This window comes from Chryseobacterium fluminis (assembly GCF_026314945.1).
Lineage (GTDB): Bacteria > Bacteroidota > Bacteroidia > Flavobacteriales > Weeksellaceae > Chryseobacterium > Chryseobacterium fluminis.
The window spans coordinates 122,205-147,309 of the sequence record NZ_CP111121.1 but is presented as its reverse complement, the minus strand read 5'-3'; the positions used below and the strand labels follow the sequence as shown (position 1 = coordinate 147,309).

Annotated in this window: 21 protein-coding genes; 10 read left to right on the top strand and 11 right to left on the bottom strand. The window is 38.8% G+C overall.

Features of this window, described 5'->3' with window-relative positions:
* Positions 1 to 300 precede the first annotated feature (300 nt).
* Positions 301 to 1,407 carry a pectate lyase family protein gene (locus ODZ84_RS00625; RefSeq protein WP_266175064.1) on the top strand — a complete coding sequence of 369 codons (1,107 nt, stop codon included), beginning with the start codon at positions 301 to 303 and terminating at the stop codon, positions 1,405 to 1,407.
* A 65-nt stretch (positions 1,408 to 1,472) separates the two neighbouring features.
* Here ODZ84_RS00625 and ODZ84_RS00620 read toward each other — a convergent pair whose 3' ends face one another.
* Both ODZ84_RS00620 and ODZ84_RS00615 read right to left on the bottom strand, forming a co-directional pair.
* On the bottom strand, positions 1,473 to 2,273 hold the full coding sequence (locus tag ODZ84_RS00620) for a Cof-type HAD-IIB family hydrolase (protein ID WP_266175063.1): 801 nt from the start codon (positions 2,271 to 2,273) through the stop codon (positions 1,473 to 1,475).
* A 158-nt stretch (positions 2,274 to 2,431) separates the two neighbouring features.
* Complete coding sequence (locus ODZ84_RS00615; RefSeq protein ID WP_266175062.1) at positions 2,432 to 3,304, bottom strand: AraC family transcriptional regulator; 873 nt, start codon at positions 3,302 to 3,304, stop codon at positions 2,432 to 2,434.
* Between the two features lie 144 nt (positions 3,305 to 3,448).
* On the opposite strand from ODZ84_RS00615, the gene ODZ84_RS00610 reads away from it, so the two are divergent.
* On the top strand, positions 3,449 to 4,045 hold the full coding sequence (locus tag ODZ84_RS00610) for a T9SS type A sorting domain-containing protein (RefSeq protein ID WP_266175061.1): 597 nt from the start codon (positions 3,449 to 3,451) through the stop codon (positions 4,043 to 4,045).
* Positions 4,046 to 4,304: 259 nt separating this feature from the next.
* Here ODZ84_RS00610 and ODZ84_RS00605 read toward each other — a convergent pair whose 3' ends face one another.
* The 6 genes from ODZ84_RS00605 to ODZ84_RS00580 form a co-directional block, all read right to left on the bottom strand.
* Positions 4,305 to 5,789 carry a xylulokinase gene (locus tag ODZ84_RS00605; protein WP_266175060.1) on the bottom strand — a complete coding sequence of 495 codons (1,485 nt, stop codon included), beginning with the start codon at positions 5,787 to 5,789 and terminating at the stop codon, positions 4,305 to 4,307.
* 13 nt (positions 5,790 to 5,802) lie between these two features.
* Positions 5,803 to 6,528: an NUDIX hydrolase gene (locus tag ODZ84_RS00600; protein ID WP_266175059.1), complete on the bottom strand. Its 726-nt coding sequence runs from the start codon at positions 6,526 to 6,528 to the stop codon at positions 5,803 to 5,805.
* A gap of 538 nt (positions 6,529 to 7,066) precedes the next feature.
* The gene (locus ODZ84_RS00595; RefSeq protein WP_266175058.1) at positions 7,067 to 8,794 is read right to left on the bottom strand and encodes a DUF4041 domain-containing protein; all 1,728 of its coding nucleotides are present in this window, start codon (positions 8,792 to 8,794) and stop codon (positions 7,067 to 7,069) included.
* Between the two features lie 347 nt (positions 8,795 to 9,141).
* Positions 9,142 to 10,308, bottom strand: coding sequence for a cytochrome-c peroxidase (locus tag ODZ84_RS00590; RefSeq protein ID WP_266175056.1), 1,167 nt, complete (start codon positions 10,306 to 10,308; stop codon positions 9,142 to 9,144).
* Positions 10,309 to 10,391: 83 nt separating this feature from the next.
* Positions 10,392 to 11,810: a RagB/SusD family nutrient uptake outer membrane protein gene (locus ODZ84_RS00585; protein WP_266175055.1), complete on the bottom strand. Its 1,419-nt coding sequence runs from the start codon at positions 11,808 to 11,810 to the stop codon at positions 10,392 to 10,394.
* An 11-nt stretch (positions 11,811 to 11,821) separates the two neighbouring features.
* Positions 11,822 to 14,605 carry a SusC/RagA family TonB-linked outer membrane protein gene (locus ODZ84_RS00580; protein ID WP_266175054.1) on the bottom strand — a complete coding sequence of 928 codons (2,784 nt, stop codon included), beginning with the start codon at positions 14,603 to 14,605 and terminating at the stop codon, positions 11,822 to 11,824.
* Between the two features lie 311 nt (positions 14,606 to 14,916).
* Here ODZ84_RS00580 and ODZ84_RS00575 point away from each other — a divergent pair, with 311 nt between their 5' ends.
* Complete coding sequence (locus tag ODZ84_RS00575; protein WP_266175052.1) at positions 14,917 to 15,528, top strand: hypothetical protein; 612 nt, start codon at positions 14,917 to 14,919, stop codon at positions 15,526 to 15,528.
* Between the two features lie 184 nt (positions 15,529 to 15,712).
* Here ODZ84_RS00575 and ODZ84_RS00570 read toward each other — a convergent pair whose 3' ends face one another.
* Positions 15,713 to 17,521 (bottom strand): hypothetical protein, encoded by a 1,809-nt coding sequence (locus ODZ84_RS00570; RefSeq protein WP_266175050.1) that lies wholly within the window; start codon positions 17,519 to 17,521, stop codon positions 15,713 to 15,715.
* 285 nt (positions 17,522 to 17,806) lie between these two features.
* Between ODZ84_RS00570 and ODZ84_RS00565 the strand changes: the two genes are divergently transcribed.
* The 4 genes from ODZ84_RS00565 (at position 17,807) to ODZ84_RS00550 (ending at position 20,916) form a co-directional block, all read left to right on the top strand.
* Positions 17,807 to 18,865 carry a 3-oxoacyl-ACP synthase III family protein gene (locus ODZ84_RS00565; RefSeq protein ID WP_266175047.1) on the top strand — a complete coding sequence of 353 codons (1,059 nt, stop codon included), beginning with the start codon at positions 17,807 to 17,809 and terminating at the stop codon, positions 18,863 to 18,865.
* A 614-nt stretch (positions 18,866 to 19,479) separates the two neighbouring features.
* The gene (locus ODZ84_RS00560) at positions 19,480 to 20,244 is read left to right on the top strand and encodes a DEAD/DEAH box helicase (RefSeq protein WP_266175045.1); all 765 of its coding nucleotides are present in this window, start codon (positions 19,480 to 19,482) and stop codon (positions 20,242 to 20,244) included.
* Between the two features lie 15 nt (positions 20,245 to 20,259).
* On the top strand, positions 20,260 to 20,691 hold the full coding sequence (locus tag ODZ84_RS00555) for a cold shock domain-containing protein (protein ID WP_266175043.1): 432 nt from the start codon (positions 20,260 to 20,262) through the stop codon (positions 20,689 to 20,691).
* Between the two features lie 30 nt (positions 20,692 to 20,721).
* Complete coding sequence (locus ODZ84_RS00550; protein WP_266175041.1) at positions 20,722 to 20,916, top strand: cold-shock protein; 195 nt, start codon at positions 20,722 to 20,724, stop codon at positions 20,914 to 20,916.
* A 219-nt stretch (positions 20,917 to 21,135) separates the two neighbouring features.
* Here ODZ84_RS00550 and ODZ84_RS00545 read toward each other — a convergent pair whose 3' ends face one another.
* Entirely contained in the window at positions 21,136 to 21,966 is an 831-nt protein-coding gene (locus ODZ84_RS00545) for an anti-sigma factor (RefSeq protein ID WP_266175040.1), read from the bottom strand.
* 1 nt (position 21,967) lies between these two features.
* On the bottom strand, positions 21,968 to 22,537 hold the full coding sequence (locus ODZ84_RS00540) for an RNA polymerase sigma factor (RefSeq protein WP_266175038.1): 570 nt from the start codon (positions 22,535 to 22,537) through the stop codon (positions 21,968 to 21,970).
* Between the two features lie 245 nt (positions 22,538 to 22,782).
* On the opposite strand from ODZ84_RS00540, the gene ODZ84_RS00535 reads away from it, so the two are divergent.
* From ODZ84_RS00535 to ODZ84_RS00525, 3 genes are all read left to right on the top strand, one after another.
* Positions 22,783 to 23,352, top strand: a complete 570-nt coding sequence (locus ODZ84_RS00535; RefSeq protein ID WP_266175036.1) for a fasciclin domain-containing protein — start codon at positions 22,783 to 22,785, stop codon at positions 23,350 to 23,352.
* A 104-nt stretch (positions 23,353 to 23,456) separates the two neighbouring features.
* On the top strand, positions 23,457 to 24,167 hold the full coding sequence (locus tag ODZ84_RS00530; protein WP_266175034.1) for a ferritin-like domain-containing protein: 711 nt from the start codon (positions 23,457 to 23,459) through the stop codon (positions 24,165 to 24,167).
* 25 nt (positions 24,168 to 24,192) lie between these two features.
* Positions 24,193 to 25,008 carry a ferritin-like domain-containing protein gene (locus ODZ84_RS00525; RefSeq protein ID WP_266175032.1) on the top strand — a complete coding sequence of 272 codons (816 nt, stop codon included), beginning with the start codon at positions 24,193 to 24,195 and terminating at the stop codon, positions 25,006 to 25,008.
* Positions 25,009 to 25,105 lie beyond the last annotated feature (97 nt).

Genomic DNA, 25,105 nt, shown 5'->3' with positions numbered 1-25,105 from the left:
TATTTTTTCCGAGGCTGTCATTTTTGACAGTCTTTTTTTGCGTGCCACCCTATCCCATCATTTCCATAGTAACCTGATAGTATTACTCAATAAGCAGTAAAAACAGTATGATTTAATCAATTTAATATTACGCAATCGGTTGAATTAAAAATTAATTCAACATAAATTGATTTAATATGAAAAATTATTAATACATTCGTTTATCAATTTAAAAAAATACAATCACGTATATCATTAAACAACTAATAAGAATATCATGCACTAGTTATTAACCTCATCCATTAACAAAATTAATTTACTATGAAAATCAACATTAAAATGATGCTGTCTACAGCAGTATTCAGCGCAGCATTAGCCTTATCAGGCTGCAGCTCCGAAGATTTAAAAACTGAGATAGCCGGATCTTCCACAGATGCAGGCAATGAAGCTGCCGGAGATATTATTCCCCTGGGCAATTGTCTCGCACCGGGCTGGGCTTCACAGAATGGCGGGACTACAGGAGGCGGAACTTCTGCAGAAACTACGGTTACCACGTACATCCAACTGAAAGCAGCACTTGAAAATACTGCTGTAAAGGTCATTAAAATATCCGGGACCATTACGATTACCACCCGACTCAGTCTGCAGGACCAGACAGGAAAAACCGTGTATGGAGCGAGTGGCGCCAAACTGGTTTCTACGGATCAGACCGCAAGTGGATCGGGAATTATTAATATCAAAAGATGCAATAACATCATTATCAGGAACCTGATTTTTGAAGGCCCGGGTGCGTATGATACGGACGGTTGGGATAACGCCATCCTCGATGACTGCAGAAATGTATGGATCGACCATTGTGAATTCAGGGATGGTGTTGACGGAAATTTTGACATTAAAAACAAGTCTGATTACATCACCGTGTCCTATACAAAATTCCACTACTTAAAAACGCCAAAACCCGGCGGATCGGGTGGAACGGATGACCATAGATTCTCCAATCTTATCGGCTCCAGCGACGGAGCTACTGCTGACGCCGGAAAATTAAATGTAACCTTTGTCCGTTGCTGGTGGGCACCGGGCTGCAGAGAACGTATGCCAAGGGTAAGATTTGGAAAAATTCATATCCTAAACAGCTATTTTAACAGCACTGTAAGCAATAAATGTATTGCTGCCGGAGTTCAGGCTAATATTCTTGTTGACAGAAATGTTTTTGAAAATGTAAAAGAGCCGGTAAACTTAATGAGCGGATATACTGCCGTTACCGTTACAGGGAACAGTTTTATCAATACCACCGGAAATACTTCAGGAAGCGGCACTGCTTTCACCCCGCCTTATTCAATTCCTGCGCTGTCTGTATCTTCTGTAAAGGCAGATGTCACGGCAAATGCAGGAGCAACCCTGGGAGGGAATATCTGTAATACCTTATAATTTTAAAATATACACCTATAGTGCATAATAGATTTCGGGCGAGACTTTGTCTCGCCCGAAATTTTTCATCTGATATTTAAGTAATCCTTAATAATTTTCAGTACCCCGAAATTATCATTGGTACAAGCTTCGAAGCTTGCCGCCTTCTTTACAGACGGATGTGCATTTTTCATGGCGTATGAATATTTGGAGTTTTCCAGCATCTCAATATCATTCATATAATCTCCAAAAGCCATGGTCTGCTGAGGGGTAATATCCAGGGCCTTCTGTAACTTTTCCAAAGCATTGCCTTTGTTGATGTTTTTATTCATAACATCCAGCCAGTACTGTCCGGATACCACAATCTCAAGACCATATTTTTCAAATTCTTTCAGGACCGGATATACATATTTTTCGGAGCCTTCAGGATGGTAAACGGCAACTTTGAATATACTGTCATCGACAGCCTGTGTAAGATCTTCCCGTCTTTCATTACTGGTATAAAACTGTGAGATATAATCGATAAAATCCTGATTACCGGTTTCCACGTAGGCCTTCTTTTTACCTGACAACACAAGGGCAGCTCCTGAAATACCCCGGACAGCCGTAATGATTTCATTCATATGCTTCTGTTCCAATTTATCGGCAAACAGCTCTTTATTCTTATAAATGACGTAGCCGCCGTTTTCAGCGATGAATGCCATTTCATTTTCTATTTCACCAAAATATTTTGTAATCCCCAGCATCTGCCTTCCACTGGCAGGAACAAATAAAATATTTCTTCTTTTCAGTTCTTCATAAATTTCAGGAAATTCCGGACTTACTTCGTGCGAAGAATTCAGAAAAGTTCCGTCCATATCAGTTACAATTAATTTAATATCTTCCATATACTGTTGTAAAAAATAAATCTGTCAGGAGATTTCAGGGATAAAACTACTGAATTCATTTTTAAATTTCAGTTTTACCATGGTTTTTTAATCTTTTTTATGACCGTTAAACCATATCACTTCTCCATTATTATTCTCAGACCGTTACCACTCAAAACCTATTCCATAAAATGATGAAACTCTTTTCTATACTGCGAAGGACTTTTATGAATATACTCCTTGAATGTTTTATTAAAATAGCTGAAATTATTAAAACCTGACTCAAAACAGACTTCTGTGATGCTCAGCGGCTTTTCTGCCAATAATTTTAACGAATGGGTAATCCGGTATTCGTTCACAAACTGAGTAAATGTCTTGTTGGTTATTTTTTTGAAATAACGACAGAAAGACGGTACCTTCATATTGGCCAGTTCAGCAATTTCTTCGAGGGTAATCTGTTCTCTAAAATGATCTTTTACATAATTAAAGATATGGTTGATCCTCTCATTATCTTCAACCTGGGTCTGAAGATAGTACTTACCGGCATTCAGAATCCTGTAATCCTGAGTGGATGCTAAGATATCCAGTATTTCCAAAAACCTGACGAGTCTTTGCAGTGAAGAAGATTCGTGCATTTCCACAACAAGTGTCCCAACGGTTTTCTTTACATTTTCACCAAAAACAATCCCTGCTTTTGACCTTTCCAGTAATTGGGCAATCCTATGCAACTCCGGCAGCTCCCAGACAAATTCTCCTAAAAAGTCAGGTTTAAACTGAATCACCATCTCATAGTCGTTATTCGTATTTTCATTGGTCATCCCGCAATGCGGAAGATTGCTTCCCATCATAACGAGATCTCCTTCTGTAAAATAAGAAATATTGCTCCCGATCTGCCTTTTTCCTGAACCTCCGCAGACAAATATCAGTTCGACCTCAGGATGATAATGCCATACATGAGATTTAATATTTTCATTCCTTAAGAACCTGAGACTCGTAAAGCTGCTTCCGATATTGGGCTTTACCGCTTCAAAGGCGGGATTAGAATGTTTCATAAGCTACTTTTATTAATCTGTGCAAAATTAACAATTAATATTAAATAAAATAATTTAAAGGTTAACATAGAACATAAATATGAAAATTGTATTGTAGACTACGAAGATCTTCTATTATACATTTGCAGTATAAAACTTATTATTATGAACGCATTGCTAAAATCTGCTTTTCTTATAGGATTCCTTTGTACATCAGCAAGCCTGATGAGTAAGGATAAAGATTTTTCTCTTTCTTTTAAAAATACGGAAGCAAAAACGATAAGTTTTGAAGTGCTGAATGCACAGAATATATCCCTGGTCATCTACAATGATACCTACGGAGAATTATTTTCTGAAAAACTGGAGAAAGAAAATAATGTCACAAAATCATATGACCTGAAAGACCTGAATTCAGGGACGTATTATCTGGTGGCAGAATCTGACCAGAAAATAGAGAAATATAAAATAAATATAAGCAATACCAATACGGTAGAGATCGAAAAAACTCCTTTTGCCGAAATTTTTAAACCTGAATACACCATTGCAGGGAATAAGGCAAAACTTCATCTTTCAGGTCTTAAAAACAGCGCAACGATTTCAGTGTCCGACTTTTCAGGAAATGTTTATTACAGTGCTACTAAAACAGCTGCAGACGGAGCGCTCGAGATGACTTTTGATCTTAATCCCAAAACATCCGACAGATATGTTATCACCGTTGAGGAAATGGGTAATGTCTTCAATAAAATAGTTACTCTTAACTAAAACTAAGAGATTCATATATTTCCGTATTATATCGGAGTTAAAATTTTACGTACAGTTAGTACTGAGGCAACTTTTCTTTTTTAAATCACGAAGAATGAGTTGCCTCAGTTTTTTTTGAATCCGGTTAGTTGACAGATCTGTACATTTAAAAATGTCGCGCGGATTTTTGCATATGGCGCAGATGATTGATCTTTTGGTGTGCGTTGATTAAAGATTATTAGGGATTTTTAAGTGTAGTGGAACTCCGGTCCGGGGTGGATTATATTATTTCGTTAAGATGCTTGGTCCACCTGGAGTATGCTTCTAAATAGAGTTCTCTGTTTTCGCGTTCAGGCTCGATGACAGCTATTTTTTCAAGGGACGAAAAAGCTTCTTCAGAATCTGCATAATATCCTATTCCCATTCCTGCGGCCCGTGCCGCGCCTACTGCTCCGTCCGTATCGTAAAGCTCAATCACCGCATTGCTGACACTGGCAAGCGACTGGCGAAAAACAGGACTCAAAAACATATTGGTATTTCCTGCGCGGATCACCTGAATATCCATACCGATATCCCGCATGATATTCATTCCGTATTCATAAGAGAATACAATTCCCTCCTGCGCAGCACGCAGAATATCTCCTTTTGAGTGAATATTGAAATTGATGCCGTGGATCGAACAGCTGGTATCTTTATTTTCCAGAACTCTTTCTGCCCCGTTTCCGAATGGGATAATGCTCAAACCTTTCGAGCCTATTGGAGAAAGGGAAGCCAGATCATTCATATCTCCGTAAGATAACAGTGACGTTGCCAGATTATGCTTCATCCACGAGTTTAAAATTCCTGTTCCGTTGATGCAGAGTAAAACACCTAGCCGGGTTTCCTCCGGGGTATGATTTACATGAGCAAATGTGTTTACTCTTGATAATGGGTCATATTCAAGCTGATCCAGAATTCCGTATACCACTCCTGATGTTCCTGCTGTAGAGGCAATTTCGCCTGGATTAAACACATTTAATGACAGTGCATTATTCGGCTGATCACCTGCTCTGTAAGAAATGGGTGTTCCTTCTTTTAACCCTAATTCGTGTGACGTCCTGGCAGAAACCGTGGCCTGGATTCCGAAAGTAGGAATGATGTCAGGAAAAAAACTTTTGGGTATTCCGTAATAATTAATAATGTCTTCAGAGATACCGTTATTTTTAAAATCCCAGAAAATTCCTTCAGACAGGCCTTCGATGGTGATTCCGATCTCACCCGAAAGTTTCATCGCGATATAATCTCCCGGAAGCATTATTTTATCGATTTTATCGAAAATCTCAGGTTCATTTTCCTTTACCCAGGCAAGTTTTGAAGCCGTGAAATTACCCGGTGAGTTTAAAAGGTGTGATAAACATTTTTCTTCCCCGATTTCCCTGAAAGCTTTTTCACCATACGGAACAGCACGGCTGTCACACCAGATAATCGCAGGTCTCAGCAGGTTCTGATTTTTATCTGTCAGAATCAGTCCGTGCATCTGCCACGTGATTCCGATTGCTTTAATGTCATCCGGATGAATTCCGGATTTTTGAATCACCGCTTCGTGTGCCAGCTTAAGATGGGTCCACCAGTCTTCCGGATTCTGTTCTGCCCAACCGGGACTCACGGCAGTGATTTTCATCTCTTTTTTCGGTGAAAAGTCCGATGCAATGATCTTTCCACTGGAGGCCTCAATGAGACATACTTTTACGGAAGAACTGCCGATGTCATATCCAAGTAGGTACATAGTTAATACGGTATTATTTTATTAGTTTAGTATTGTTTTTCTTAAAAATTTTAGCATCAAAGCGGTAATATCTGGCTGCGCGATGCGAAACATTGGTTTGTGTTTCTTCCAGCGGGATAATATAGCTGAAGGATGAAATCTTCTTGTGAAAGTTTTTGATATCGATTCTTTTTTTACTTAAAGCATTGTACAGCTGATATAATTGTCTTATCGTAAATCTTTTTGGCAGGAGTTCAAAAATAATGGAGAAGTCAGATTCTATCCATTTTCTGATCTCACTTAAAGATTCGCTGATAATTTTATTATGATCAAACGGAAGCAACGGAACCTCATCGATCGGATACCAGTCTACTGTATCGTATTTCGTACAGTTGATCTTGTGATCAATTTTACATAGAGAAAGATAAGCGACGGTAATGATCCTGTCAATATGCTGTTTATATTCCTTTTCCATCCATTTCATATCATCCTTACTGCTGGCCCGTAAAGGGTCTGCAAAGCATTTGAACTGCTTAAGAATCATTTTTTTAATGCCTGTAAGCTCATGAAGTACCCTTTGCGCCGCATCATCTACATCTTCATCACTGAGTATTAAACTGCCCGGCAGTCTTCTTTGGCGTTCCGTAGGAACATCGTCCAGGTAACGCTGCACCAGCAATATGTTGAGTCTGTTTTCATGGTCAAAGCCAAAAACGACACAATCGACGGAAACATAAGTATGAATAAAATCCGGAACCATTGTATTTTAATATTTACGTGATCTAGCAAATATAAAAAATCGACTGAATAAAAAAAATAAAACTATAATGATCCGCTGCTTATCAACAGTTTACATATCTATTTATGATGATAAGAATACCCTATTGCATATGATAAGCTTATCATTAAAATTATGATATACAGGATAGAAATATTTAAGAAAGAGATCTTTAAGAAAATAAAAATTATATAAAAATTAAAATATTTTTTTGAATTAAAATATGATAAGAAAACCTTACAAATTATTTTATCAATCATCTCTAAAAGTTTCATTTCAGGGATAAAAACCGGGTTGATTAATAAATAAAATCACCAATTTTATCGCTAAGACTGTAGTTTTACCCGATAGATAAGAATTAATGAAAATCAAGAAATATAATTCATGCAACGATTATTTTACGCTCTCTGTCATGAAAAGAACCCTGCGACTCTTAAGAATGTTTTTGCAAAATCAGTTCATGGATAATTTTTTATTAATGGTAAACAAAAAACTCCGGAAACTGATCCGGAGCTGATTTTTATTGCAATTCTTCCAGTACTTCTTCATGATCTACCGGGTCTGCCACTTCCTGATAGTGTTCCCATTCGGCTTCACGCTGTTTATCGGTCCGCATCTCTTCTTCCAGTTTCAGGGTCTCATTATACTGCCTTGCTTCTGCCACCATAGTCCATTTGCAGCTGATATCCATTGAGTCCAGATAGGCCCTGACATCATTTAAGCCGAGCTTAAAAAATTCTTTTCTGGGATTGCATTTATTTACCTGTTTCTTTAAAAACTGTTTATGGATCTGCCTTTCCAGAGCAGGCGCATCTTCGGAATAGATCATTGCATGAACATCAAATTCAAAAGGCACACTTGCGTCTCCCAATTCCCGGACACGGTCCAACGGATCCAGACGTCTGGTCATTCCTATTTTATATACATTTTCTCCAAAAGAACCGATGTTCGAAATAACATACACATTACCCGTCTTGGTCTGCTGGGCCATAGAAACGGCACGCTGGTTCTTTTCCTCCGTCTGTTCAAGCTTATTTTGCAGTTCTTCCAGTTTCTGTTGGAAAAGTAACTTTTGTTCCTCATTAGCCCTGGCCACCTGGGATTCTGCCTTTTCAATTAATCTTTTTAAAGTCTGCTCTTCTTTTTCGGCTTCCTTCATTGCCTTTTCGAACTCTTTTCTGGCTTTTTCCTCTTCCCTGATCTGCTCTCTTATCTGTCGCTGTTCTTCCTGCTCCTGAGCTTTCAGTTCCTGCGCTATGACCGCCCATTTCAGTTCTTCGAGTCTCGCCTGGTGATATACATCGGATATCCGCGCATTTCTGAAAGCCTTGCCATTGAAATTAACCAACCGGAAGGCATCTTCCATTTTTTGTTTTAAAATTCCGAAATTGTCTTTTTTAACCGTAGACAGAATAGAATCAATTTTACCGTTGTAAGCATCAATCACAAAATCCACCGCCGTAATTCTCCTTTCATCATCCATATATTCACAGATTCCGGCCTGTCTGCTGATGATCATCATTTTATTATTCTGACGAAGTTTCTTAAGATTCTCGCCGGCCTCCTTATGACTGAAATCTTCGGCCAGTTTATCCAATAAGGTATAGCTCGGAACAAGGTATTCGTTGCCATATCCCTTGATCACATTTTGCATGGCTTTTATTCTCTCTGCCATTTCACCGGCCTCACGTATGCTTCTGTAGGCATCTCCGGCAATATTTTCGGCGTTATTTTCTGCATTTTGTATAATCCGTTTTGCTTCTTTTACTGCGTTTTCGTACAGTAACTCAATTTCGCGCTGCTTTTTCTCGGTATACTCACGGCTCATTCTGCGGGATTCTTTAGACTGTTCTTTTGCACCGGCAAGCTCAAGTTCTGCCTTTTCGGTGAGTTTCAGGCTTTGTCTCTGCGCTTTTTGGAGAAGATACTCACACTCTACCTTTACATCAATAATATCCTGGTATTTTTGCAATTCGGTATTTTTATCTTTCAGTGCTGCCATTTGGCTATCCAGCGATCTTTTATCCATCTGGAGATTGGAGACTTCACTTCTTAAGCGTTGATTTTTATCACTCAGGGATCTTCTGTCCGAATGTAAGGTAAGGTTTTCAGAATTCAGTCTTCCTATTTCCTGATTCAGACCGGTGATCTGAACGTCCTTCTGAACCAGGTTTTTCTTTAATTTGCTGATCTTGGTGAATGCAAAGATGACAAGACCAATCAGTACAATGATTAATACAGTTTCCATAGTTTTACAATTAGTTTTCGGATGCGAAATTATGCAATATTATTTAAAACAGGACGTTCTTCCTTACGGAAAACCGTAAATAATCTATTAGTTAGCTTTTCTTCAGTATTCTGCTTGAAATTTTAAAATAACAGAATTTGCGTGAAAATAGTTTGCATGTCATCCTGTCTCAATAACGGAACAGATTCCGGGAAAATGTCTATTGATAAATCACCGGACTTTAAAGCGTTCAGAATCGGTCCAATTTGAAAAGGTTGTCAGGATCTCTGCTGATCGATTTTTATATTGAAACAGCAGCAAAATTCTTCCGTTCTTTACCATACATTATCGATCCTTACTGCTGACTTTTATTCTGGTAATTCAGGAGGCGTAATCCTTTGGGTTCTCGTCGATAAAGTTCCCAAAAAAGCTTCCAGCTGGGAAATTTCTTCGTCTGTAAGATCCAACAGCCTCAATATCTGAGATTTTTCCGAATGCAGTGTTACGCCTTGGTACACGGTGGATTTCTTTTGCGGCGGCTCCGGATTTCCCTTATTGTAAAAATGGATGACATCTGCAAGCGGCATGAAGGATCCGTTGTGCATCCATGGTCCTGTTCTCGTCACTTCTCTGAGGCTGGGTACCCGAAACTTTCCGGCATCTTCAGGTTTATTTGTTACCAGATATCTTCCTAAATCTTCATGTTTTGATCCTAGCAGAGCCGTTCCTATATTTTCGAACCTGTTATTGGAAAAATATCCTGAATTATGACAGTTGATACAATTGGCTTTGGTCCGGAAAAGATGGAGACCCATTACTTCGTTATCGGAAAAAGCATCTGTTTTCCCGTCAATAAACAGATCAAATCTGCTTGGAGGACTTTTCACCGTTCTTTCGAAGGTGGCAATTGCTTTGGCAATCCTGTCCTTGGTCACGGTTTTATCTCCGAAAGCTTTTACAAATAACAGTTCGTAACCTTTGATTTTGGCAATTTTTCCGGCGGCAATATCGATATGCCCGCTCATTTCCTTTTTATCCTGAATCGGCATCTGGGCCTGCTCTTCCAGAGATCCGGCGCGTCCGTCCCAGAACAGAGATTGGGCGTAGGCAATGTTCAGGATGCTCATGGCATTTCTTGTTCCCAGCTGCCGGTCGTGACCGAAGGATAAAGTTCTGTTGTCACACCACGCCAACTCAGGATCATGGCATGAAGCGCAGGCAATCTGATTGGAACCCGACAGGCGGGGATCATAGAACAATGTTTTTCCCAAAAATGATTTATCAGCAGAATAAGGATTATCGGCAGGAAACGGTACTTCCGGGAGATGCCCGATCTCAGAAAAATAGGGCTTTGCTTCTTCGTCCAATAAAGGTGCCGGCCATTGCGAAGAATCTCCGGAAGAATAAATCTTCCTCAGCTTTGCAATAAAAGAGGTTTTCTGATTGATCTCTCTCTGAACCTTACTGCTGAAGCAATTGTTCAAAAGGGATACGGTGAGAAATAAAATTAAAATCCAGCTTAAAGCATTCTTCATTTCCGGCGAATTTCAGCAAAAATAAGTATTACATTTAAAATATTCTAAAAAACCTCCTGAAATATAAACAGGCGGTGATAAGGTCAGTACCCGGGATTCTGTACGATATTACTGTTTACATTCGTGGCCGCCTGGGGAATGGGTGCTGCGAATTTATTGTTCGGATAGGTGGGATTGCAGTTGCCCGAAAGGCACCCGTTGTTTCTTACAATATTTTTATGATTTCTCATCAGATCAAAAAAGTACTGATTCTCAAAGGCAAATTCCTTTCTTTTTTCTTCCAGAAGGATATCCTGCGAAACAGAGGATAATGAGGCAAGCCCTGCCCTGTTTCTGATTGTATTGATATCATTCAGTGCCTTTGCAGAGTTTCCTAAATGCAGGGCCGACTCGGCACGGATAAAATACAACAGGGACAGCCGGTATATTAAATTTGAGGTTGTTCCGTTATGTTTTTTTGTAAAACGGTACGGAGGATTTACAGAACTGCCGGCCGTTTTTAAAGTATAGGTATCGAAAAGTTTTTTTCTGAGATCATTTTCTGAGTACAGATTATAAATATCATCAGAGGCAACATACGCAGGCCAGGTCTGTGTACTGGTCGTCGATACGACATAGGTATAGATTTTCGAAAGAGGAGAATCATTATCATCCGTATTGGCAAGTTCCCAGATCGACTCAGCAGTTCCCCAATTGCTGACAAGCTGGTTTTGGGCAGTAAGCGGGATCCCTGAATGATCAATAACATCGGTGCTGTATTCAAAGGCTTTTTGCCAGTCATTTTTATATAAGGCGATTTCCGCGGCGATGGTTTTTACGGCAGCAGGACTGATGAAATTTTTGGTGTTCCCCGCCGGAATGGCATGGCCGGACTGAATTAAAGCTAAGGCCTCATCAATATCTTTCTGAAGTAAAGTAAAGGTTTCAGCAGCTGTTTTTCTTGCGGGATAATCGATCCCGACTTTCAGGGGTGCCGTATTGTACACAATTCCCGGATGAGAGGCATCAGGAGTGAAAGTGTAATTCTGGGCATAATATTTACAAAGCTGGAAGTGGGCAAACGCCCGTATCGCCAATGCTTCTGCTTTTATCTCACTTATTTCTTCCATTGTGGCGTCAGGAAGAGCATCAGCATATTGTAAAATTAAATTTACATTATTAATGAGTTGGTAATTTCCTGTATAGAACGTTGCAATATTGCTGCCTGTCTGAAGATCGTCGAAATTATAAACTGCCCTTATCTTCGCGGGGATACTCACAACGCCCGTGCTAGAAGGTGAAAATTTAATATTTCCGGCTAGCAGATCTCCGTAAGGATAGGTAAGTTCTGAATGGTAAGTGCTTCTCAACTGATAATAGGCTCCGTTCAAAGCCTGCAGCATCCCTGTTTTATGGGAAAGCTGATCTGTAATCGAAATTTGCTCTATAGGTTCATTGGTCAGAAAATCACGGCATGACGTGGCTGAAACCAGCAAAAAAGAGGCGAATATTATTTTTTTCATGATGTTACGATTTAAAAGTTGAATTTAAAGCCAAAGCTGAAGGTTCTCATTTCAGGATATAAATACCTGAATTCCCTGATCCCGTTTCTTCCGGCGGGAGATTTTTCCTTATACCAGTATAAGACGTTGGTGCAGTCCGCAAAAATACTGGCACTTTTCACAAAGCTGTTTTTAATCTTGTGTAATGGGAGCTGATAATTCAGATTGATATTCTGAAGCTTTACGTGTGTATTATCATAAAGATGCTTTGTGCTGTTGGCAATAATTTTGGCGTTGCTTTTAGGAATATGATTGACAGCAGATGCATCACCCGTACCTGTCCAGTAATCCAAAGCATTGACGCTCATATTTCTGTTGGAAAGAATATTATACTGATCGATAAGTTCTCCGGCGACCAGCACGTCGCCACCCAGCTCAAAATTAATAAGAAAGGAAAGGCTGAGATTTTTGTAGCGTATGCTGTTGCTTAGTCCTCCGATTGCCTTAGGTTGCGAATCACCGATAATGGTATACGTAGAAGCATTGGCCGTAAATTGATTGGCATCGGTAGGAACGTCGTTGACCATGAAAATATCCTGTCCGTTTTCCGCATTAATTCCCAGCCACTGATATCCCCAGATGGCAGAAGTTGGGGCTCCTATTTTCTGGGCCCTGGCTATGGCTGCTGTAGAAAATTTATCTTCCAGACCCAGAAGATCGGTAACTTTATTTTTTACCGTAGAGATATTAAAGCTTGTTATCCATTTAAAATTTGGTTTTGTCATCCAATTTCCTCTCATTGATATTTCAATCCCCTGATTATACATGGCCGCACCGTTGATCTCAGCAGATCCGTAGCCGGTTTCCACGGGAACTTCCCGGCTTACAATCATATCAGAAACCGTATTCCGGTAGGCTTCTATGGTAAATTCAAGTTTTTTAAACAGGGCAAAGTCAAGTCCCAGATTCAATTTTTCATTTTTCTCCCACGAAAGCATACGGTTAGGCGGTGAAGAAGATTCCGGATAGGCATAGTCAAAATCATAAGTAAATCCGCTTTGAAAATAGGTGTATATGCCGGATGAACGATAACTTCCGATTCTGGAATTACCGGTGATTCCCCAGGATGCCCGCAGCCTCAAAAAGCTTAAAACAGAATTTTTTTTCAGGAAGTTTTCCTGGGAAATAAGCCAGGATGCTCCTATTCCTCCGTTTACCGCAGCATTGGTATCAGGGCCAAAGGCCGAACTTTCATCCCGTCTTATGCTTCCCGATAGGAAATATTTTTTGTGGTAATCATAATTCAGCTGGGAAAAAAAACTTCGTCCGTTATCCTGTAATGTAAGGCTTTTATACGTGTAATTGCTTCCTCTCCATGGCTGCTGGTATTCGGCATAATTTTCGAAATTCGTCCCGCTTTCTGATTCTTTAAAATCTTTGTTCTGTCTCAGCTCCATTCCGATTAATGCATCAAGGTGATGTTTCTCCCCAAAGTTTTTTTCATACATCAGGTGCGAGCTCCAGTTCCATTTTTGTCCGTCTGAGGCGTTCAGCCTGCTTCTTCCCAAAATATTATTGGCGATTCCGCTTTGGTTAAGACCTGACCTAAAGTCTATATTTTCTTTTTTAGAAAGGTCAGCTCCAAATAAGCTGCTTATTTTCAAGCCTTTGATAATTTCATAGCTTACATTCAAACTTGAAATCAGAGAATTGTTTTTTACATTGACCCGATTTTGGTTTGCTGCAGCCAAAGGGTTCGGAATACCATTATTTCCTGATAATGCATAATTGCCATTCTCATCATAAGCCGCCCTGTCCGGTGCGAGAATAAAATTAAAATAGGTATTTGGCTGTATTTTACTGAAATTGTTATAAGCAGCATACAGATTGATCTGCCATTTTTTATTATTAAACCCGACTGAAGCATCAATTTCTTTTTTTTCCAGTGAATTCATGATCTTCGATTCATTATTGTTGGAATAGTCCAGACCTACACGATAGGTGAGATATTTTCCTCCTCCGCTGGCCGTAAAATTAGTGCGGAAGAAGTCTCCGTTTCCGTTCATCAGTTCAAACCAGTCCACATCCACTCCATTCCAGTCTGTTCCCGATCCTGGTTTGTTATTATTCTGGAAATCTTTATACAGCCGGGCATACTGCTGACCGCTTAAATATTTGATTTTATTGATGCTTTGTGAAATCCCGTACTGACTCATCAGCGAAAACTGAGGCTTTCCTTTCTTCCCTTTTTTTGTGGTAATGAGGATCACGCCGTTGGCTGATTCTGCCCCGTAAAGAGCAACAGCTGCTGCATCTTTAAGAATGCTGATACTCTCAATATTATCAGAATTGAATCTCGCGAGCGGATTAATATTCACTTCGGCTGTACTCGCGCCATCAAAACCGGCCACATCAAAGGGATTATCCTCTCTCATAATGACTCCGTCTACGACAATCAGCGGCTGTGTAGAAGTTCCAAGCCTCCCGTTAAGAGGTGCCAGCGAACCCAGTCCCCTGATATTAATACTCACCGGTTTTCCCAGTTCCGTGTTATTGACAATCTGAACTCCGGGCGCCAGTCCGGCAATCATTTTATCGATACTTTCAAATGGCTGGCTGGCACTGATATCTTTATCGGTGAGGGTTACCATGGAACCTACAACTTCTTCTTTCAGTTTTTTAGTGCCGTATGAGGAAGTGATGACCACTTCTTCAATCGATTGCACTTCTAAAGAATCTTTTTTTCCGGATGAGGTCTGAGCATGAATACCTACAGCTCCACAAACCATCAGAATGCTTGCAGCGAATTTCTTCATTGATCGGATTATAAATTTTGGATAGACTTAATTTAAGATTGGTAACTTCTGACGGAAAAAGAATCCTATAGGATAGATAAAATAACAACTGTCGAAACTGACGATCTGCCTCATGAAAACCTCTTTAATTAGAATTAATAAAAATAATGGCAAAAATAGTCATTATAATTTATTTATGCCGGTTCTGATCAGATAAAAATGGGAACTATTCAAAAGATTCCCGTTAAGGATTAATCCGGATAAAATCAAATTCATGATTTCAATCATAATTTTAGCCTTTTCAAACCAGTACTTTTATGTAAATCCTGATCATGATGAGAGCAAAACAGATTCCCGGCGTTCCCGAACAAGTGAAAGGAAGCTTTCATGACACTGAAAGCCAGCAGCATTTCGACGATCCGTTAACGGCCAGACAACATTTTGAGGTCTTAAAGGAAAGATTTTTTTCAATTAACCGATGGAACACCATCTGTGGTAAAAAACTTGCTGATTTCAGGCTTTATGATTCGTATGGCCAGCCGGTAGACCGAGTTCCCAGGACAGGCGATTTTATCAGAATAGACATTCCCGGTCCGGGCAATACTGAAGCAAAGGGATTTGATTGGGTTAAAATTACCGATATCCTTCAGGAAAAAGATGAGCAGTCGGAAAGAATACTCATTATTTGCAACCCTTCCCCGTCACCTCAGAATGACAGCTCACGCATTGCCCATTTCTATTCTTCGGAAGCGACTTCAACTTTTTTAATTTCCTGTCAGGCAAATACTTTAGAAACGGCTGTCTATGGAAGAAATGAAAGCCCAAATCTTAAAACTACTTTCATCAATACATTGAGAAGTTTACTAATTGCGCTCGGAGGAATGTGTGGTTTCTCCAAAATTCAGTGGAAAAGTCTCACTGACGGGCTACTGAACTTCAAATAATTTTTCCGCATATTTTAAGAGTAATTCATACGGCAGTAATGAGATTATTTCAGCATGTCCTTAATTAATTCAATCCGGAACCGGATTGATCGGAAAACTTCATCATTAAACAATCCAAAATCCGGAAGGCAGCTGTTTTTTATTTTAAAACCCCTTCAGATCAAAGATTTGAAGGGGTTTATTATTATTTTTCAACCTGAGGAATTTCTATTTCCAAGAGCATCATTTTATATTTCTGAAGCTGAGCGTTAACTGTACCTGATTCTTTTTTGAAAAAAACTGAACCAGTAAACAGGTCTTCGTAATACTGAATTCCTTTAAGAAGATTTTCTTTAAATGTATTCCACTTTTTATGTTGTGATTGGTTAATGGGGTCCGAAAAATCCGAAATCTCCTTTTTAAAATGCGCCACATACATTTTAAGCTCATTGATAAACATATGAGGACGGTTATTTTCGGGCAGAATGTTTGTCTTACCATAAATATGTTTCACCATCTGAGAAAGAGAAACTTCCTTATCAAAAAAAGCGAGGTTAGGCCCCGGACAAATGACAACGCCCTGTTTTTCACCTTTTATTTCCAGATCCTGTTCCATATAGGCTGCGTTCACAAGACCCACGCACAGACAGGCTTTTTCAGTAATCAATTCTTTCTTTTTTTCGAACTGTTCAGGAGTGAGAAGGTCTTTTTCGGATTCCAGCTGTTCAAGTTTGATATCCTGATATTTTCTGGATGCCGTACAGATGCCTTCCGGTGAAAATTCTTTATTCAGTGCCAGCAGTTTTTTAGGACATGAGCTGCCATAACGGCTCTTAAGATTGCTTTTTTTTCTTAAAATTTCGTTTGAAGTTCCTCTTACGGTATTAAAAGGAACGCCCAGCGGAGAAATATTGCTTAAATAAAAATCTTTTTCTCCGGACTGTACCAGCAATTTCCGCGTTTCGTCATCTACTGAAGTCGCTTCGGGAACCAGCAGAAACGGAGATCCCCAGCCCACACTGTCTACGGAATAATTTTTTAAAAGAAACTCATGTTCTTCGGAGGTTCCTACCCCTCCCTGTACCGTAATTTTCATTTCAGGAGGCTCTTCCACAGACCGTTTCCCTTTCTGTTGCAAAGCATGAGTCATCAGCCCATAGGCAGACCGAATCAATTCATCTTTTTTAAGCTTAAACTCTTCCAGGATAGGTCCCAGCAAAAGTCCTTCGGTGGCAAAAGCATGTCCGCCGCAATTTAAACCCGACTCGATCCTGTATTCGGAAACCCAGAGTCCTTTTTTGGCCAGAAAATTCCCCTGGATCATGGCCGACCGGAAATCGCTGACCTTCAGAATGAGTTTCTTTTTTAATGTTCCGTTTTCATCAGGAAAAAAATCATCAAACTCTTCGATATAGCTGTACAGGCGTGGATTCATCCCGGCAGAAAGAACCAGGGAAGAAGACAGCTTACTGTTTGCAAATCCGCGTAAAGAGGCATGTGCGTCATTAAAAATAACAGGCAACTGCTCTTCTTTTTTAAAGTTGTCTTTGTCTACCTTCGTCATTATATTGACATCTATACTTCCTGCAGTCAGATTTTTTTCAATAAAATGTTTTATGGAAGCGGTAAAATTTTCCTTCTGATTCAAAAGATTCTGGAATCCGTTTTTCAGCTCGGAAGTATTGGGAAGCATGTCTACAAAATCCTGGAGAGCCGCTTTATTTCTTGCAATCTCCTGTTTGAAGGCTTCAAATTTTTCATGGACAATATCGTCTACCATATTCAGGTAGGCGGTGATTCTTTTGGCGCGATAATCATCTGCTTTTGTCGAAATACTTTCATAGTTCAAATTAAATTTTTTACTGTAAAAGTTTTTCATTTTCTCTACAATCTCATCATCAATTATAGAGACAACGGAAGATATTCCGTATTGTGCCACACGGATAGGACTGTCTATCGTATAAGCTAATCCCATTACAGGAATGTGGAAATTGTGCAAAGGTCTTTTTATCATTTTTAATATTTAATTAAAATAATTGTTCCTTCTAAATTCCCATCAACTAAAATTCACTGCTGCAAAAATATGAGTTTAAAATTAACTATGTGTCAAATAATAATGATTTTATTCAAAGTATGCTTAAAATCATTCATTTAAATTTAAAAATTCTTTTAAGATAAAACAATTTTGCATATGAACTGTAAATATTTCTTGAGAAACCTGTAATTACTGTTTTATAATTGTTATATTTACCGAATTATTCAGTCTGCTCAACATAAAAGACTGAAAATCAAAGTTTAGATGACAAGCAAAATTACAGGTGTAGGAAACTGCATCCCTTCAGAGACTATTCCCAACGTATTTTTTGATAAACACTTATTCTTAAATCAAGAAGGGATCGCATTAAAAGAAAACAATGCTTCAATTACCAACAAATTACAGAAAATCACAGGTATTGAAGAACGGAGATATGCCAGTACCAATCAGGTAACTTCAGATTTGGGATTTATTGCCGCTCAGGCAGCTATCGATCATTCGGGAATTGATCCTGAAACTTTGGATTACATCATATTTGCTCATAATTTCGGGGATATCCGTTTTGGCACCGTACAGTCTGATGCCGTTCCGAGTCTTGCTTCCAGAGTAAAGCATCTTTTAAAAATCAGGAACAATTTCTGTGTTGCTTACGATGTATTATTCGGCTGTCCGGGATGGATCGAGGGCGTGATACAGGCTAATGCCTTTATCAAATCGGGAATTGCAAAAAAATGTCTTGTCATCGGTGCGGAAACGCTGTCCAGAGTAACAGACAGCCATGACAGAGACAGTATGATTTACGCAGACGGGGCTGGAGCCGTGATTTTGGAAGCTTCCGACGATGAGTCCGGCATCAAGGCGCATTTATCTGCTTCTCATACTTTTAAGGAGAAAGATTTCCTCTACTTTGGAAAATCGTACAATAATGAGAGTTGTCCGGATACGAAATATATTAAAATGGATGGCCGGAAAATATATGAGTTTGCATTGATCCATGTCCCTGAGGCGATGAAAAAATGCCTTGATAACAGTGGATACTCTATTGATCAGCTGAACAAAATTATCATTCACCAGGCCAATGAAAAAATGGATGAAGCTATTGTCGACAGATTTTATCAGCTTTATGACTATCCGGTGCCTGAGCATATTATGCCCATGGTCATCAATAAACTGGGAAACAGCAGTGTCGCCACCATCCCTACTCTTCTTACGATGATTCTAAAGGACGAACTTCCGCAACATCAGATCGAAAAAAATGATGTGGTTTTATTCGCTTCGGTGGGCGCAGGAATGAATATTAATGCCATCGTTTATCAATTTTAAAATATAAATTATAAAATTTTTATATTAAAAATAATTTTTCAAAAATAATAGGAAATCGACTCCTGACAGACCTGTCCGGGAGTTTTTCTGCTGTTTATATGATCTTAAAATCACTGCAATCAGAAGGAAATAAATATATTTTTGATAATCAATCAATTAAACTGGCTGTTATCCCGTTTATTTATCGTATATTTGCAGAGCATATATAAACAGGCCTCTGCCTTTGCTATTCTGTTACAGTTTAAAATCCCAATTTTTTCTTTCAGTTTTGCTCTTTCAGCTGCCCATTTCAAGCTTATACATGATATCAATGAAGATGAACAACGGCCCACTGAAATATCAGAATATAAACAGTAAATATAAAGTATGCCCCTTCCAAGAAAAGAAGGTGAAAATTAATTCATGACAGTATTATAAAAAAATCCTGTTTAGAAGAAAGATAGCTATTGCCAACGCCAACAATTTTATTCCGGACTGAATACTATTGTCTTAGTAAGCAAAGTAAATGATAAATGAAGAATCCCTGACTCTTGTTTAACATTTATAAAATACACCAATTTTAGATCCTACATTAGGGTTTAGTCCACAAAACCGGACATCCGGAATAATTTATAATGAATTTTAAAAATTTAAATTTAATAAATCCTATTATTCGTGCTGTTACAGAAACGGGGTATTCAAAGCCTACGGAAATACAGCATTCCGCGATTCCACATATCTTAATGAGAAGAGATATCTTAGGATGTGCACCCTCGGGTTCAGGAAAGACAGCAGCCTATGCAATGCCGGTCCTGCAGCTTTTGAAGAAAAACACGACCGAACATAAAGAAATAAGAACATTAATATTAACTTCAACCAGCGAAAGAGTCCTGCAGATTGAAGAAGATATTATGGTATACAGCAAATATTTACCTTTATCATTGCTTTCTATTACCGATGGAGCATCTACGGGAAGTCACCTGGCTGCCCTTAGAAAAAGAGTAGATATTTTGATCTCATCTCCGGAAAAATTACTAGATTTAGTCAATCAAAGACCTGTTGATCTTTCTAAAATCGAAATACTGATTCTGGATGAAACCGACCATATGCTTGATTTGAGGTTTGTAAGTGATTTAAAAGCGATCCTTGCACTGACTCCTAAAAAGAAACAGACCTTATTTTTCTCCACGGTAATGGAGGATCATATCAGAAAGTTTGCGGAAGGTATACTTAAAAACCCTGTAGAAATTACAGTAAGTCCAAAACAGCTAACAGATCAGGCCGATGAGCCGCCCGTTTATTTTGGTGAAAAAAAAAATGATCTGACTAGCGGTGCATTACAAGACTTGTCTATTTTGAGTACACCAAAACAAAATAAAACATTTCAATATATTAATTAAAAACAAATATAATTTATGGGGGATTCTTTCTCTAAAAAAGAAAATTTCAAGAAAAAAGTTCAAAAGCAAAAAGAAAAAGCAATAAGACGCGAAGAACGTAAAGAAAATAACAATAAAGGCAAAGATCTTACAGATATGTTTTTATACGTTGACGAATACGGAAGATTAACATCCACACCTCCTACGACAGACCGTGAGGAAATAAACCTGACGGAAATTCAGCTGGGAGCAGCTCCTATTGAGGAAGAAGAAGTGAGAAAATCAGGTATCGTTACGTTTTTCAGTGAAAAGGGTTATGGTTTTATTACAGAAGACAACACTAAAGAAAATGTGTTCTTCCATAATAACAATTGCAATGAACCCATAAAAAAAGGAAACAAAGTATCCTACGAAAAAGAAAAATCTCCAAAAGGTTTCTCTGCCGTAGATATACAGATCATAAAATAATTACAACAACAATTTTTAACAATAATTACAATGCAAGAAGGCACCGTAAAATTTTTTAACGAAACAAAAGGTTTCGGATTTATTTCTCCAACAGATGGAAGCAAAGATATCTTTGTACACTCTTCAGGATTAAGCACAAGAACAATTCGTGAAAACGATAAAGTAACTTTTGACGTTCAAGAAGGTAACAAAGGATTAAACGCAGTTAACGTAAAGTTAGCTTAATTAATCCTCACAACATAAATAAATAACAACTCGGAGCACAGCAATATTTATTCTGTATCTGAATATATTGTTCAAACGAACATTTGATTGTAAGTAACAATTATTTTTTATATTATGTTCATTTATCTCCTGCCTATGGCAGGAGATTTTTAGTTTCAAATAGTAAAAGTCGCTAAAAAACAGGCTGTCCAAATCCGGACAGCCTGTTTATTTTTAGTTTTATTTCAGTGTAATTCTAGATCGCTCCCATGACAAACATATTTTCCATAGTAGGAACTTCACTCCCCCCTGTTTTTCAAGAGTAATGGCAAATGCCTGAGCCTGCGGAATTTGGGCAAGCGCTGTTTTACTGTCCTTTTCTTCGGTATACATTCCGGCACTTACGGGTTTTCCGTCTGCGATCGCCCACAGCTGATACTGCATTCCTTCCGGAGCTTTAGGAAGTTCTTCAGCACTCAGATATACTTCTTTTGAATTCTTATCCCAGAAAACCATGGCTTTTGTATCAGGATGCTTTTCGACACCTTTCAGCATCACCATTTTCATATCAGGATTAGACATCATCTTCCATTTCTGCTCCATTTTCTGATAAGCAATATTCTGATACTGCTGTTCTGTCCTGAGTTTAGCCAGAGCAGACTTTGTTTCGGACTGATCATTCATCCAGAAAAGATTCCCGGCAACACTTACCAGAAACAGTGCTGATGCCGCAATCGCGTAGACTTTCCAATTGTTATTTCCATTTCCCTGAATTCTGATTTCTTCCTGCGGCGTTGCAGCCGGTATATCTGCAGAAATTACAGATGATATTTCTTCAACAGTCTGTTCCTGTTGAATTTTATTCCAGATTTTTGATTTCAAATCATCTGGGGGCCTTACAGCCTGAGCTGTAGCCAGGTTTTCCAATGTTTTTTGTGCTTCCTCAAAGGCAGCTTTCACCTCCGCATTGTTCTTCATCACACACTCCAAAATTCCTGCTTCCTCTGGGGAAGCAAAACCTAGAATATAAGATTCTATAATTCCGGATGATATGTACTCTTTAGTGTTCAATTTATTGATAATCTTTTAACAAATCCTTTAATTTTATCAGTGCATTCCGCATCTTCGTTTTAACCGTTCCCAGCGGTATTTTCAGTTTTTCGGATATTTCGTTTTGGGTATATCCCTGATAGTATGCCAAATCGATAAGCTCCTGTTTATCAACCTCCAGTTTTTCCAGGACATGATTGAAACCGATAAAATCGGAAGAATGATTGGTCGTTGAAAGCTCTGCAGAGTTATATACGAAATCCGGTAGCGGTTGGTTTTTTAATTCGTTCTGAAAACCTTTTGATTTTAGATAATCTATAGCCGTATTTCTGGCAATATTGATCATCCAGGTATAAAATCTTCCTTTCACAGAATCATACTGATGGATAGAATTCCATATTTTGACAAATACATCCTGAATTATTTCTTCGGTGTATTCTTTAGACTGTACAATTCGCAGAATCACTCCATACAACGCACCGGAATAGTTATCATACAAATGATGAAAACCGGTCTCGTTTTTTTCTTTCAATAAAACGATGAGTTGCTCTTCCGAATAGTTTGTTTTAATAGCGAATATTTTTCTATTCAAATTTAATAAAATAAAATTTATATCAAGCAATATTTAATAAATCTTTTAAATATTTAATAATTACCTCCAAATATTAGAAAATTAAACTACTAACACTGATTTTAATATTAAAAACAAAAATTAATACACTGTTTTTCAATAGTTTGTGATTTTTTTTTGAATTTTTTAAATCTAAAAGCAAACCGGGGTCGTAAATGATTTTAGAACAAGATCAAACCATTATAACAATTAAAAAAATCAATACAATGAACACTAGATCCACAATCGCAGTTTTTGCAATGATGACCTTATCATTCGCTTTCAGCGGAAACGTAGCTGCACAATCGATGAAAGAAAAAACGGTAATGGTAGGAGGCGCCGCCATGTATCCGTCAAAAAATATTATTGAAAATGCTGTCAATTCCAAGGACCACAAGACGCTGGTTGCAGCTGTAAAAGCAGCCGGATTGGTAGAAACTTTACAGGGAGCGGGTCCTTTCACCGTTTTGGCACCTACAGACGCTGCCTTTGCAAAACTACCGAAAGGAACTGTTGAAAATTTAGTTAAGCCTGAGAATAAGGAAATGCTTACCAAGATTCTGACATACCATGTTCTGGCAGGAAAATACAATGCAAAAGAGATATGGGCTGCCGTGAAGGCAGGAAACGGAATGAGCAGAATGAAAACAGTGCAGGGGGAAGAACTTACTTTCTGGACCAAAGGAAAAAATCTGTATGTAAAAGATGCCAAAGGAAACAGCGCAAAAGTAACAATTGCTGATGTTAATCAGTCCAACGGGGTTATACATGTGATAGATACGGTTTTGATGCCGTAAGTGGTTTATTAGTGAAACAGCATAATTTCTATGCTGTTTCTTTAAATTTTATCATTTCTAGAACATATTCATTATACACAAACCTAACACTTAAAAATAATATTATGAAAAAAACTATTAATGTTTCCAATCAGGGGGTAACCTTAGATACCGGAAGAAGAAATTTCTTAAAACTTAGCGGCATAGGACTCGCCATGGCAGGCCTCGCTCTTGTAGGCTGTGACGACAATGATGATTTCCTGATCATTGATGAAAATGTATTTGATCTTGGAGTAGGCGATGTGGGTATTCTGAATTATGCTTATGCTCTTGAGCAGCTTGAAGCCGATTTTTATACTAAAGTCGTTAACAATTTTTACACCGGGATCTCCAGTGCAGAGAAAGAGGTTTTCACAGACCTTTACCATCATGAAGTAATTCACAGAGATTTTTTCAAAGCGGCTATCAGCGGTGCCACTTCGAATGTATTGCCTACGCTGGAATTTCAGTATCCTAATGTAAACTTCAATGACCGGAATTCTGTCCTTGCTACAGCAAAAGCTTTGGAAGATACGGGAGTAGCCGCATATAATGGTGCAGGAAAGTACATTACCAACCCTACTTATCTGGTTATTGCAGGAAAGATTGTTTCGGTGGAAGCCAGACATGCTTCAGCGATAAGAAATTTAATCAATCCCGGATCTGCAGATTTTTCCGGTGATGATGTGATCGATGCCAACGGACTGGACGTGGCCAAAGAACCGAAAGATGTGGTAACGGCAGCCGGAGGTTTTTTCAAAACGCCTTTCACATGGAAAGAGAGAGGTATCAACTAATCATTCACTTTAAAAATCTATTATTATGAACATCTTAAAATTATTAGACAGACTTTCTAACGATAAATTCTTCACCACCGAAGCATCAAGATTAGAAACCCTTACCCATATTAAAGATTTCGGTACCAAAGCGGCTGTTGCAGCGGTTCCTCTTGGCTTGGGGACTTTAATGTCAACACCTGCGAAAGCTGAAACGGTAAATCAGACGGTTTCGGGTCCTACCTTTAAAAGTGCTTTAACGGACGCTTTACAACTGGCCCTGGTTTTAGAGTATCTGGAAGATGAATATTACAGGATAGGACTTTCGACCTCGGGTCTTATCCCAAATGCTGACCGTACCGTTTTCATGCAGATCTCCAAACACGAGTCGGCCCATGTTACATTTCTCAAAAGCACATTAACTTCTCTGGGAGTAACTCCGGGCGCAAAACCTACTTTTGATTTTTCAGCGGGTGGGAACTTTACGCCTTTCACCAATTACAGTCAGTTTTTGACGCTGGCCCAGGCATTTGAAGATACCGGTGTGAGAGCATATAAAGGACAGGCAGGAAATGTTATGTCTAATCAGGCTGTTTTACAGGCTGCTTTACAGATTCATTCGGTAGAAGCAAGACATGCTTCTCAGGTACGCCGGATGAGAGCCAACAAAGGCTGGATAGAACTGGCTAATGGAGGAAATATGCCGGCGGCAACCAATCCCGTATATGCGGGTGAGGATGTAACGATGCAGGCAGGCTTCAATACAGCCACTGCTTTTGGAGCAGCAGCAGGTTCAGCAGCTTATGATGAAGTCCTCAGTGGAAGTGACGCACAGGCAATAGCATCTTTGTTTATTGTTTAATGCTATCTTTATATTTAGTTGTTAATCCTATCCTTTCCGGATAGGATTTTTTATGAGTCGTTCTACAGTCTGTAATGCAGAAAATCTGTCCGGTTTG